Source organism: Proteiniphilum sp. UBA5384 (assembly GCF_002410825.1).
In the GTDB taxonomy this organism is placed as follows: domain Bacteria; phylum Bacteroidota; class Bacteroidia; order Bacteroidales; family Dysgonomonadaceae; genus Proteiniphilum.
The window spans coordinates 47,721-61,024 of the sequence record NZ_DHOS01000032.1; the positions used below are offsets into that span (position 1 = coordinate 47,721).

A 13,304-nucleotide genomic window follows, 5' to 3' on the forward strand; every position below is an offset into this window, starting at 1 on the left:
CAAGCTGAGGGTCGCGGGTTTGAGCCCCGTCTTCCGCTCCAAAGAAAAGAGGAGCAATCTTTTGGCGTAGCCGAAGATTCTCCTCTTTTTTCTTATCTTGATATCCAATGGAAGGATTGCAAAATTCCCAATAAAACGATTATTTTCTCGTCAGAATGATGACCGCTCCACCACTTGTTGCCAGATCCAGTTCAACCATGCTATCTGAATCTACGGCCATTTCCTCTATATCCAATGCATAGGGATTGGTTTTCCAGTCGGCACCTTTACCGTCTTTGAATATTTTGGCCTGATAAGTGGCTCCTTTGTCCAGAAAATCGAGCGATAAGGCCAACTTACGGCTGTCGCCATTGGTGATGCTTCCCACATACCAGTTTTCACTTTCCCGGTCTTTGCGGGCTATGGTCACATATTCCCCTATTTCGGCATCGGGTACCACTGTCTTCGACCAATTTACAGGACAAGACGTAATAAATTCAAAAGCCGGATTATTTTCGTAATTCTCAATCATATCTGCTGCCATCTGCAAAGGGCTGTAGAGCACCACAAATTCAGCCAGTTGTTTTGCCAGAGTAGTCTGAGGTCTTGTATCGGGAAATACGGGATTATTGAAGTTGAAGATTACCGGCGTATAATCCATCGGTCCTGCCAGCCCCCGTGTAAAAGGGAGAATGGTGGTATGTTCGGGAGGATTTCCACCATCGGGCGACCATGCGTTATACTCCTGTCCCCTCACCCCTTCCTGGGTTATCAGGTTAGGATAGGTACGCTGCAGGCCGGTAGGCATAACCGGTTCATGGTTATTTATCATGATCCGATAGTTGGCCGCCGTCTCTATCACTTTCCGGTAATGCCTTACACCATACTGGCTACTGTGCCTTTCCTTATGGTCGAGCAGAGGACTAACATAACCGGTTTTAACCGCATCTATCCCGAGCCTGTTGTAAAATGCAAATGCGCTGTCCAGCTGAGATTCATAATTGATGGTGGCGCCGCCCGTTTCGTTATGTCCGATCAGTTTTACATTTTTACCGGCAGCATACCGGCTGATTTCTTCTATATCAAAATCGGGATAGGGACGGGTGAAGCTGAACTTGTCGCCCTCTTTTGTCCAATCGTTTTCCCATCCATAGTTCCATCCTTCTACCAATACGCCTGAGAAACCGTGCTCCGCGGCAAAATCGATATACCTCTTCGTATTTTCGGTGGTGGCACCATGCTTAGGTCCCGGTGCCCATGTATATTTCTCCATATGCATGCCCCACCAGACACCTATATATCTGCCGGGTTTTATCCACGACGTATCTTCTATCTTGCAAGGTTCGTTGAGGTTGAGCATCAGTCGGGAGAGTATCAGATCCCCCGGTTTATCCGCGATTATAAGCGTCCGCCACGGTGTTACACCCGGTGTATTCATAAACACCTTCTCACCTGTCGACCAGGGAGTAAGGTCGATCTTCAGCCTAGAAGTCTGCTGAACAGGAGTCAGGTTCATGGCAGCATAATCGGTAAGGTTGGCCTCATGAATAGAGAGATACAACCCTTCATCAGTTTTCATTGTCAGCGGTGTAGGCACCGTATCCAACTCGCTGACAAAGGATTTTTTATATAATCCTTCATAATATTCCGTGGTATAAGCCGGGAACGACCAGGCAGTATGATTTCCCGCGAGTGAGAACTCGGTCAGTTCATCCATAATAACAAAATCCTTGAGGTTTTCCTGCTCGGGAAATTCATAACGGAATCCTATCCCGTCGTCGAAAGCATGAAAAACTACCGAGAACTTACGCTTCAACCCTTCGTTTTCAGCTACGTTCACCGTCATCCGGTTATAAGTATTATCCACGGACTTCTCTTCCCCCCACGGCCGGTCCCAGGTTTCGCTGAACGAAGAGTGGGTTATATCTGTTATTTTGAAGCCTTTATTGAAATCACCCTCCTTCAGGATAAATCCTAACAATGATTTTTCGATGATCGGCTTATTATTTTTGGAAACAGTATAATAAATCTGTCCATCTTCTATACCCGCTTGAACCGAAATGGTTCCGTCGGGAGAATTTAATTTTGCGTTTTGTTCCATCTTGCCGCATGAGTAAAAGCAGCACAACGCGCATACCCATCCCAGTAACACTAATTGCTTCATAATCCTTATCGCTTGGTTTATACAAGTTTCATAAATCGCCTATGTGCGAAAATTAAGAGCCTGTTTCTATTTTACTTTATTTCGTCCATTTCTCGTTTTGCATCGTCTATTCTCAGCGAAATGAGGTAATAGTATGCTTGAAGCAGTTTGCTTTGTGCATCTATATCTGTTTTGTACTCCTTCCGCAAATCGTAATGCCTGTATATCTGCTTCAATGCATTGACATCGTAGGTTACTCCGGAATAATTCTGGATGATTTCCAGATACTTATACTGGTCTTCATCCGTGGGTTCAATCTGTGTTCCCTCACCAAAATCGTTCCAGGTAACAAGCTGTACAAAAGGAGCTTCGGCAGTGGTAGTGGCTTGAAGTTGCTCTCTCAGTTCGTCACCATCACGATAATCGAGGTTAGAGTAACTGTCACCCCACCCTCCTTCTTTGTAAAAATCAAGGAAGCCGGGATAGGCCGAAGCCATATATTCGCCATATTTATCTTTCAAGCCTTTATAGAAAGAACTGTTATTGGCATCAACCCACGTAAATTCGCTGGATACATTCTCATCGCCGGCATTGGGGGCAGCACCGAATAACGTCATGAAATAGGGCTTGGTATTCAATACCGAAAATATCTTCGTCCACCTGGCCGGGCTATCAGCATAGTCTCCGATGTTCAAAGCAATGGGGCCGAAGCACATCAATAACGGTTTGCCGTCAACCTTGGCATAACATTTCTTGCTGAAGAAGTTTTTTTCAAGGTACCTCATGTCTTCTTGTCCCCAAGCTACCATTTGTTCCACGCTGCTTGCACCATCCAGATTGTTCCTATCTTCATACACAATGGCTATTTCCATGCCGGCACGCTCTACTGCATCCAACAGGGCTTCGGTGGCCACAGTTACTCCGGTATCTCCGCCCCGTGAGCCATACCAATCCACCAGCACTCCCTCGATGCCGGCATACTTCATCAGCAGCAAATGATAGTCCAGGACTACCTTGTCGCTTGAGTCGTACGGACCAATCAGGGGATAGAAGTGCGAGGCAATTTCCCGTTTGCCGGCAGCATCTATATTATCCGGATTTTTATTTGCCATCGTCCAGTGCATTCCCCATGCACCGCTCACTTCCTTGGTTTCAAACCAAGGCATGTAGTGTACATACAATTTGGTAGAATTGGTTTTCGTTACCTGAACCGGATCAAGGACAATGACTCCCTCGTCAGCAGTTATCAGACCCGGTTTGTCGTTGCCGCAGGCAACAGCCATAATAATGGTAATTGGTACTAATAAGAAATATATTACTTTTTTCATCATTTTTCCGCGGTGTTTCATTCAAATTATTATTTATTGATAATCAGGATTTTGCTCCAGCTTAGGATTCAAAGCCAATACATTTGTAGGAATAGGGTAAACCTTCTTGTATGCCTCGGTCTCTCCTTTTTCCCACCACGGCTGATAGAATGTTCCAAAACGGATATTTACTGTCCGACGCAAGCCTTCGAATACAAATTCGTGTTTCCATTCGTTATCTATGTCTTCGATAGTCAATGTTGTTAAATCATCTAAACCTGCACGATTCCGTATCTGATTGATTAGCGGCAGCGCGGCAGCTGTATTGCCCAACCGGAAATTGGCTTCGGCCATCATCATCAGTATTTCACCGTAACGCATTAACACCCAATCATTATCGGCTTCCCATTTATCGGTAGCAAGTATCTCGTATTTATGCAGCCGGGCTCCCTCCACGTTGCCGGCATCGCTGATGCTGTTCACCTCCTCGGTATAGATCAGTTGCTCTCCCCTATCGGTAATGATTACCGAGCCTGTTGAAAGATTAATCTGCTCTCCGATCAGTAATGACTTCCGGCGAATATCCTTTTCATCGAAAGAAGAATATAATCCCGGCTGGGCACAAATACCATTTGCCGACCACTGCCATATTCCGGCCGGATCTACAGCAAACTTCTGATAGCCATGATAAGTCATTCGAGCCAAAAAGTTTCCTACGGTATTCATTGCCTGATCAAATGTGGCGGCAAACATGATTTCCCTCGACACTTCATTTTTCTGCTTGAAGTTGGTATAGTAATCATTCTCAAGAACATATCCATTTATTTTATTGCAGGCATCTATACAGTCTTGCCAACGCGGCGTATCAATATATACTTCGGAGTTTAGATAAAGTCTGGCCAACACTCCATTGGCTACATTTTGGGTAAAGCGTCCGTAAATAACTGCCGCCGGAAGCCTATCCATTATCTCAAGAAGTTCGCTCTCCACAAACTCATACACTTCGGCAGTCGTTGATTTTTCGGGCAAACCTTCCTCCTCGAAATCGGTGGTAATGGGCACAGCGCCAAAATTGTTCAACAACAAGTAATAATAATAAGCTCTCAGACCTCTTAATTCAGCTTTCACATTCTCTTTCGACTCGTCGTCCAAGGTTGATTTGTCTACTTGATAGATGATCCCATTCACACGGGTTATGCCATTGTAACAGTATTTCCAATAAGATTCAAACAGCTTGTTTCCGGGTTTGAAATCGTGTCTTTGTACTTCTTGATACACTCCATTATCGTACCAGTCGCTCCCCCGGGTCGGAATACAAGCTTCGTCAGAGGCACATTCGTCAAGGAAAAATACAAATTCAGAAGCCACATAACAATTAAGCCCTTCGGGAGTTGAATATCCTCGCAGCGAAGCATAGGCACCTCCTACGATGGTGGCTATTTCCGAGTCTGTTTTTCCATAATCGTTCATCGACACCTGATCGTATAGCTTTTCATCTAAATTGGTACAGGCGGCCATTGTCACAGTTATGGCAGAAGCCATCATGACAGATTTTAAATTTATCTTCATTTCGATACAACTTTTTATCATTAAAAAATAAGATTCACCCCGAATGAGAATGTGCGGGGACGGGGATAAAAGTTCAACATATCTATTCCCGGATTGGAGAGTCCGTCTGTATTTACTTCCGGGTCAAGCCCCGTATAGCCTGTGAGCACAAATAGATTCTCTCCGGTCATGTAGAAACGTATTTTTTCAAATCCAATATTCTTCCCTACGGGTAAGGTATAACCCAATGTTGCCGATTGCAAACGAAAGAAAGAGCCATTTTCTACCCAATAATCGGAATATACCACGTTGGCAGTTTTAAGACCGCTCGACAGATAGTCGTCCGGAACATTGAGTGCCGGCAGACGATTGGAAACAAAAAGGCTCATATCAGTGGCATTCAGCACCTTTTGACCGTACATCCCGTAGGCGGAAAAACCAAAGTCAAAATGTCTATAAGTGAAGTTCATCCCTAAACCAAGGTTGAATTTAGGTTGAGCACTACCAAGATATTCATATTCTCCATCATTGGCCAGTACGAAGTTTCCATCTTCATCGTAACCAAGACAACGAGGACCGAAGAATGCTCCGGTAGGATAGCCGGCCTTCACCATCTGGGTGTTCAGATTCGATACGCCTGACAAACCCTGTAAAGAACCCGCCGGAGTACCTGTATCCTGGAAGTCTTCATTCGAAAGGCTTTCAATCTTCTGTTTGTTGTAGGAGAATGATAAGTTGGCATCCCATGAAAAATCTTTCAGGCTCATCACATTGGCATTGACCGAAAGCTCAATCCCCTTATTGGATAAATCACCCACATTCGCCATCATCTGCCCATACAGGTAAGGGGGTTGCGGTACCGGATAAGTCCAAAGCAAATCACTTGTTTTCTTATGATACAACTCAATGGTTCCATTCACTCTGTTGAAGAGACTAAAATCAATTCCCAGGTTATATTGGGCTGTTGACTCCCATTTTAAATCCGGATTCGGGTTTTGTGTGGGCGCATACGAGTTTTTCCATGTTTCGGTGGCGGGATCATAATAAGCCCCTCCGCTTGGTCCCAAGATGGCCAATGACCTATATTGGCCTATTCCATCCTGATTTCCGGTCACACCATAGCCCAAGCGTAGTTTGAGGTTATTCAGCCACGACGGGATATGCGGTGCTATAAATGGCTCGTCGGACAGACGCCAGGCGGCTGAAACCGATGGAAAATATCCCCATTTGTTATTGTCCCCGAAACGAGAAGAGCCATCGGCACGGAGAGTCGCCGTAAGCATGTAACGGCTCATAAAGTTATAATTCACACGCCCGAAGAAAGAGACCAGGTTGGCCGCTGTCTTTGACGACCACACATCGCTTATCCGGTAATCGGAGCCTGCCCCCAGATTATTGTATATAAACGCATCGGTGTCGAAACCTCGACGTTGCGCGCCGAAACCTTCGCCTGTATATTGCAAGTAGGAGTATCCTCCCATCGCATTTATTGTATGCTTATTTTCATCAAACGATTTGTCATAATTTAGAAAAGCTTCCAATTGAAAACTTTTATTGTCGTACTGTTGGCGCCTGCCATACCCACCATCATTTTGTCTGAAAGCATACGATGGTTCATAATAACCCTCCTGCCACGAATTATATTCATAAGAACCACTTACCGAAGCTTTTAAATCAGTTATTACTTCCAGTTCCATTTTGCCGTACCCCAATAAGCGGTGACGTGTTTGCTGGGAATAATAATTTTCGTTATACTCCACCGGATTGGCGGTATTGGTACCGCTTACCTGGTTGTAGTTTCCGGCTTCGTCCTTCACCGGCATCGTCGGATTTTGGTTGATGGCATAGTTGTAGATACCGTAAAAGCCGGTATCGGCCTGACGGTATTTATCGTAGGTAGCACTCACCCCCATGTCTAATTTCAGCCTATTATTCAACCCATATTGATAGGCTGAAAGGCTTCCAGCCAATCTATCCATATAGGTATTCTTCACTATTCCGCCATTTTCCTGATAAGTCAATGAAGCTCGATAGCCACTGTTGGCTTTACTGCTATTCATTGACAGGTTGTGCGAATGGGTTATGGCCGTTTTCTGCAACTCGTCAATCCAGTCGGTATTGCCTCCATAATCAATTGCCGAAGTTATATTGTTGTCTCTTACATAGGCCCTCCATTGGTTTGCTGATAGCAAGTCAATTTTAGAAGCTGCCGTTCCCACTGCCAGATAGCCGTTGTACTCTATGCTTTTTTGCTCGGTGTCGGTAGCTCTATTGGTAGTCACAATGATGACCCCATTGGCTCCCCGTGAACCATAGATAGCCGCTGCCGAGGCATCTTTCAGCACATCAATTGAAATGATGTTAGACGGTTGAACGGTGTTGATATCAACCCCGGGAATACCATCTACCACAACCAAAGGTGCATTGCTTGCCGATAATGAGGTTCCACCGCGCAGACGCATAGCTGCACCGGCTGCAGGATCGCCGGAGTTTTGGGTAACCGACAGCCCTGCCACTTTCCCTTGCAGCAGCTGCTCGGTGGAGGTAACAACACCTTTTTTCAGGTCCTTGGCGCTCACAGAGGAAATTGCACCGGTGAGATCGGTCTTTCGCATCAAGCCATATCCAATCCCCACGACAGTAACCGCATCCAGCATCACATTATTCTCTTTCATCCGAATTTTCATCGAAGCCTTCGCGGGTTCTTTTAACGAATTGAAACCAACATAACTGAAAACAAGCACTTCACCGGGCGAAACCGTCAGTGTAAAGTTCCCATCCAGGTCCGAAACCGTTCCTATTGTAGCATCCGATTCAGTGGTAACAGTCACGCCAATCAACGGAAGGTCGCTTTCGTCCACCACATTCCCATTTACCGTTATTTTATCCTGGGCTGAAACTGACAGCAGGCCGCCCATACACACAACAAATAGTAAGAGTAGATATTTCGTATATATATTTTTTAAATTCATACCGATATTAATTATTTAAGATTATCAACTTTCACCAATGGAATATCGCCTTTGTATATCTCAGAATTGTGCTGATCGTTGATCAATAAACTTATTTTTGAAATATTCATTCCTTTAAATTCATCACTGACAGATATAAATGCCCGCTGACGTCTTATTGGGTTGTCGCCCGTGAGTGTTCCCGTTATCGTTTTACTGCCGCCGGTAATGGTATAGGACAATTGTTGATTGCGGTCATTGTTGTCACGAGTAATGATCAGGATATCATTTTCACTTATTTTTTGTGGAAATATGCTAAATACCGGTGGAATAACCTCTACCTCTTCCGCTAAAATCTTATAGGTGTCCGTATTACCTCCCCAGTCAGCTATACCATCCCATTTCACCACAATGAAAACCAGGTTTTCCATCTTATACTCGTTGCCAACTCCGTAGTAGGTTTCGGGTACGAGGTCTTTTTTATAAATACCGTTGCCCAAATCCTTAAACTCCGTTTTTGCTCTTGCGTCCGCATCCCAAGCATCGAAAGATTGCACATCCGTCCAGTCGTTTAAGCCGCTATGCAAATGCAATGAATGAGAAATGGGCATAAATCCATCAACAGCGTTGGCATTGAACAATATGGACAATGAATTTCCTACTTGAAAATCAACCGGTTTATAGTCAAATACTTTACCGGTCTTTTCGAAAGCAGTGACATGATCGATTTTAGGAATGGAAAGTGTGCCTGATAAACTACTGCCATCCTCTGAACGGAGCAGAAACCAGTAGTTTCCGTCGCCATTATTGAATAATTCATCCGCTGTCTTATTAAAGAAAACGGTTGGCGTCATGGTTAAACTCCATATTTTATCACCACAAAAAACAAGAGGGGTTGCCTCTCCTTGCTCTTGCCATGCGGGGGATCCGGGTCCCCATATCCATAATGCAAGCGGGAAATCGTCAGGAATATTGGCCGATGACATATCGAAATACCAAGTAACCTCTTCATCCATAGCATATACAGCCGGGCTTATCCATATCTTATCGGGGTCGGGCAGCGATTGAGATTTTAAGGCGGTAGCTAATGACACGAAAAACAGAAGTATATATATCGTCTTTTTCATATGATTAAAACTATTTATTTTCAAATGTATCGTATAGAACTCGCTTTAATCATGTTCTTGGGTTTAATGATTTAGATGCTCGTTTCATACTGAAGCTTAATTAATTTTTGTAAGTTCGTAATTATAAGAAACAAAGGGAACCCCTCCGCTGCTGCGGGTCAGCTTTAATGCCATGGTGGGGTTGGTTCCAGGAATGGTAACGAGGGTCAATTGCCCTATCAGGGCAGACTTGGCAGCATCCGAGTAGAGATTCACGACCGACGCTGTTCCGCTGGGTTGAGGATAGAAATAGCTAAGATCCCAATATCCTTCGAATGGGAATAGCTCAGGAGAAGAACTTTCTACTTTGTAAGTAGTCGGTTTGTTTTCCTCATCAGTATTCAGCGTCATTTGGAAGCTGTCGAACGAGAACTGCCCGTACAGGCTGATTTCCGTGGATGAAAGGCCCAGTGTTTTAGCTGTCTCATCAATTTGCTTGATATCGACAAGGCTCCATGTTCCATTTATCCTTTCACTAATGGTAATTGGTTCTACATATTTCCCATCATCGGTATGCTCGCATGCCGTGAACAAAAGACATCCGATGATCAGAAAAAGCACAATGAACCCATTGTTTTTTCTCATGATTAAATAAAATTTGGACATAAAATAATTTAATTGTACGTTGAAAATATCTATATTAGTGTGTGCATAAGTGCCTGTATTAAATATTGAATTGATACAAAGATATCCGCCGGCCCGTTTTTTTCCAACCGAAGGTAACATCTATGTAACTTTTTCAATATTCAATATTTTTAAATAATTGAAAATAAAATACTTCCTAAACATCTTGCCAGATGCTAAGTAAATAAAGCATTTATATAGAAGGTGATTTTTAGCTGCAAAGTTGCCTTACTTTTTCTTCAAAGTCCTCTTTTTGATCCAATGCTTTTGACTTTACTTTGCTGCGATAATTATAGATCGTGCGTAGGGAATAGTGAAGAAAGACAGCCATCTTATTGCTGTCGTTAATGCCGAGACGGATAAAGGCAAAGATGCGTAATTCCTGGTTTAAGGTATTATTTTGAGTGTGGGTATATTGTTCTTCGGGACGCAACAGTTTATTAAACTCTTCCACGAAGTCGGGATATATATTCAGAAATGCCTTATCAAAATTCTCGTACAGTTCTTTTAATTCCTTGGAGGAATCGGCCGTGGAGCTCGTCATTCTCAATATATCATTGGTTTGCCCCACCTTTAGTTTTACATGAACGGATTGTTTAAATTTTTCCAGTTTTTCAATATATTCCGTGCATATTTCAAGAAAGCTACTGATAAACCTTTCTTTCAGATGGTTTGCCTCTGCCAATGATTTGTTCGTGAGCGACTGCTGTTCATTGGCTTTTTTCAGTTCGGTATTCAACACATTCAGTCGGGAGTTGATCTCCATAATCTCTTTTTGTGCTTTTGCCAGTTTTCGCATTTGGCGTATAAGGAAAAATACCGTCACCAACAAGATGCAAGAGAGTACGCTGATGGTCACCAGAAGACCGGTAAGTTTTTTCTGCTGTCTTACCCGATCTTGTTGATACGCCCTATCGATAATCGGAAGTATTTTAGCTGTCTGGAAATTCCGGAGCCGGGCATTATAAAAATTCGCATCCTCCATACTCTTCTTTATATACCTGTCTGCCCGTTGTATTTCATTTTCATTGAACAGCAATAAGGCCAGTGTTCGTAAAGAGGTATTTTCAAGGATTGCTCCACGGATATCGGCCAATGCAGAAAGGGCCAGAAACTCCTTTTGTGTCTCCACATCTCCTTTTCGTTCATAGAGATTTGCCATAAGGGAAGTAAGCACGGCATAATCCCGGTTATTGGACGCGAACTGTGCATATATCGGTTTGAAGACGGCTTCAGCTTTATCAAACTCCCCTTGTTCCATACACTTCACTCCGAAGTACACAGCATAATCGTAAGAGTCGGGAGGAAGCAACTCGATCAGTGAATCCCGGCTTGCCTGTTTTTTCTCCAGCAATGCCAAAGTATCGAAATCCTCAAGGTACTCTACCCAATACACATATGTACTGTAAAGTGCCTTATAATAATTGATTATTTGTTGGCCGGTAAACAGGCTCCTGTCTAAATCATCCAGTATATCGACCGCTTCCTGAAAGAACCCTCTTTGCGCTTCCACCAAAGCCAAATTTATTTTACTGTCTATCAACCAGGAATCATTATTTGCCAATTCGGCGGCTGTTAATCTCTCTATAGAATATTTTCTCAAGGAATCCGACTGAAATGCTTCGTATTCATTCACGATCTGGGTATATATAACATAGCGACTTTCGGCAGTCTGTAGGGAGTTATTCAATTGACATTTGATCTTTTGTATATAATTTCCCTTTTGATCGATATAGGAATCCTGATTCTTTATGGCGTTATCCACCTCAACCAATAAAGAATCCAGGGTTGCATTATTTTCCGCAGACAAACCGGTTAAGGCCAGGAATAAAAGGATATACAAAACAGACACAAAAACCTTCATGAAAATTATTTTCACCCTATATTTACAAATATAATGAAAGCCGAAAGGCAAGCCAAGCATGCTTGAGTTGCCTGAGGCGCATCTTATATTCTACAAATATACAGCTTATGTTTGAAAAAGCGTACGATTACAAGGCAAAACAACCGAAACCGGGATCATCCCATAAGCGGCACGCAGCAATAAGAAAAAACATTTGCACAAATAAAAAATGATAACTACTTTTGAACCCGAAAACAGAATCTAAGGGAGTAACATCAATAGGTTACTTCCTTTTTTAATAAAAAGATATTAGTGGAATCCCCTTCTATACCCACATCTACAGCAGTACGCGATCTTACCAACGGAAGTATTTTCCACCAATTGCTCTCATTGGCACTTCCGTTGATGGCAATCAGCTTTATCCAGATGGCTTACAACCTTGTGGATATTATCTGGATTGGCCGGCTGGGAAGTGAATCGGTGGCAGCGATAGGTGCCGTGGGGATGCTTATGTGGATGATGAACTCGGTGGCACTTATTTCCAAGGTATCTGCCGAAATTTCTATAGGCCAATCTATTGGTGCCCGGCGATTGGATCAGGCTTCGCTATATGCTTCTCATACAACCACTATCGCCATAATATTGGGAGTTACTTTCGGGCTGTTCTTCCTCCTTTTCCCTGATCCTTATATCTCATTTTATAAACTGGATGAGGAGATTGCCATAGAAGCAACGGGATACATGCAAATCATTTCCCTGGGGATTCCTATCATATTTTTAATTCTCAATTTTTCCGGCATTTACATAGGTTCCGGACGAAGCGACATCCCCTTTTATTTCAATGCCATCGGACTTGTTTCCAATATCATACTGGATCCCCTCCTGATTTTCGGGATAGGTCCTTTCCCGGCTATGGGTGTAAAGGGAGCAGCGCTTGCGACTATTCTTTCAGAAGGGGTCGTACTTTTCCTATTCATACGGCATTTGAAAAGAAGGGATGGGTTATTCGGAAAATTCCGGTTCCTGATCCGTCCCCGAAGAAAATATACGTTGAATATCCTGAAGTTAGGATTACCGGTTGCCGCCATGAATGCCTATTTTGCCTTTATCAATATGAATCTGGCACGGACCGCTTCAATCTATGGTGGGCACCTGGGCTTGATGAGCCAGACTACCGGCGGGCAAATAGAAGGAATCACATGGAATACCTCTAACGGATTTTCCACAGCATTAGGCAGTTTTGTTGCGCAGAATTTTGCCGCGCGCAAGATGAGTCGTGCCAACAGGGCTTTCCGCTATACGCTGACGATGATGGGAGCATTGGGAATCATTGTAACCCTGGCCTTTGTATTGTACGGGAAAGGAATCTTCTCACTTTTTGTGCCTGAGCAGGCAGCTTATGAAGCCGGCGGTGAATACTTATTGATCATTGGGGTTTCGCAAATCTTCATGATGTTGGAGATTACTACCCAAGGCATGTTCAACGGTTTGGGCAGGACTACCCCGCCCGCCATCATCAGCATTGTGTTCAACACACTCCGGATACCTATAGCCATGATACTGGGCACCCGCATGGGCGTCTCCGGCGTATGGTGGGCCATCTCCATCACCTCTATCTTCAAAGGGATTGTTTCATTCACCTGGTACCTGATCCTGCAGAGGAGGTTATCCCACCGGTAACCCATTATATTCAAAGAATTAGGTGATGTTTAATAAGAAAGAATAAAACATTTTTTGTAAGGT

General features: G+C 43.6%; 8 protein-coding genes. 1 reads left to right on the forward strand and 7 read right to left on the reverse strand.

Going from position 1 to position 13,304, the window contains the following annotated elements; genetic code table 11:
• Positions 1–139 precede the first annotated feature (139 nt).
• The 7 genes from B4G81_RS06540 to B4G81_RS06570 all read right to left on the reverse strand — a co-directional run bounded on the left by B4G81_RS06540 (position 140) and on the right by B4G81_RS06570 (position 11,582).
• Positions 140–2,143, reverse strand: coding sequence for a glycoside hydrolase family 97 protein (locus B4G81_RS06540; RefSeq protein WP_294081184.1), 2,004 nt, complete (start codon positions 2,141–2,143; stop codon positions 140–142).
• A gap of 71 nt (positions 2,144–2,214) precedes the next feature.
• Positions 2,215–3,471, reverse strand: a complete 1,257-nt coding sequence (locus B4G81_RS06545) for a glycoside hydrolase family 71/99-like protein (RefSeq protein ID WP_294081185.1) — start codon at positions 3,469–3,471, stop codon at positions 2,215–2,217.
• A gap of 12 nt (positions 3,472–3,483) precedes the next feature.
• On the reverse strand, positions 3,484–4,998 hold the full coding sequence (locus B4G81_RS06550; RefSeq protein WP_294081186.1) for a RagB/SusD family nutrient uptake outer membrane protein: 1,515 nt from the start codon (positions 4,996–4,998) through the stop codon (positions 3,484–3,486).
• A 20-nt stretch (positions 4,999–5,018) separates the two neighbouring features.
• The gene (locus B4G81_RS06555) at positions 5,019–7,949 is read right to left on the reverse strand and encodes a SusC/RagA family TonB-linked outer membrane protein (protein WP_294081187.1); all 2,931 of its coding nucleotides are present in this window, start codon (positions 7,947–7,949) and stop codon (positions 5,019–5,021) included.
• Between the two features lie 11 nt (positions 7,950–7,960).
• Positions 7,961–9,055: a hypothetical protein gene (locus tag B4G81_RS06560; protein WP_294081188.1), complete on the reverse strand. Its 1,095-nt coding sequence runs from the start codon at positions 9,053–9,055 to the stop codon at positions 7,961–7,963.
• Positions 9,056–9,151: 96 nt separating this feature from the next.
• Positions 9,152–9,679: a DUF5004 domain-containing protein gene (locus B4G81_RS06565; RefSeq protein ID WP_294081189.1), complete on the reverse strand. Its 528-nt coding sequence runs from the start codon at positions 9,677–9,679 to the stop codon at positions 9,152–9,154.
• Positions 9,680–9,929: 250 nt separating this feature from the next.
• Positions 9,930–11,582, reverse strand: a complete 1,653-nt coding sequence (locus tag B4G81_RS06570) for a DUF6377 domain-containing protein (protein ID WP_294081190.1) — start codon at positions 11,580–11,582, stop codon at positions 9,930–9,932.
• Positions 11,583–11,867: 285 nt separating this feature from the next.
• Here B4G81_RS06570 and B4G81_RS06575 point away from each other — a divergent pair, with 285 nt between their 5' ends.
• On the forward strand, positions 11,868–13,241 hold the full coding sequence (locus B4G81_RS06575) for an MATE family efflux transporter (RefSeq protein ID WP_294081262.1): 1,374 nt from the start codon (positions 11,868–11,870) through the stop codon (positions 13,239–13,241).
• Positions 13,242–13,304: the final 63 nt, after the last annotated feature.

Excerpts from the sequence above, each read along its gene's own strand:
- B4G81_RS06540 (WP_294081184.1), bottom strand. The coding sequence starts at position 2,143 with ATGAAGCAATTAGTGTTACTGGGATGGGTATGCGCGTTGTGCTGCTTT.
- B4G81_RS06545 (WP_294081185.1), bottom strand. The coding sequence starts at position 3,471 with ATGAAACACCGCGGAAAAATGATGAAAAAAGTAATATATTTCTTATTA.
- B4G81_RS06550 (WP_294081186.1), bottom strand. The coding sequence starts at position 4,998 with ATGAAGATAAATTTAAAATCTGTCATGATGGCTTCTGCCATAACTGTG.
- B4G81_RS06555 (WP_294081187.1), bottom strand. The coding sequence starts at position 7,949 with ATGAATTTAAAAAATATATATACGAAATATCTACTCTTACTATTTGTT.
- B4G81_RS06560 (WP_294081188.1), bottom strand. The coding sequence starts at position 9,055 with ATGAAAAAGACGATATATATACTTCTGTTTTTCGTGTCATTAGCTACC.
- B4G81_RS06565 (WP_294081189.1), bottom strand. The coding sequence starts at position 9,679 with ATGAGAAAAAACAATGGGTTCATTGTGCTTTTTCTGATCATCGGATGT.
- B4G81_RS06570 (WP_294081190.1), bottom strand. The coding sequence starts at position 11,582 with ATGAAGGTTTTTGTGTCTGTTTTGTATATCCTTTTATTCCTGGCCTTA.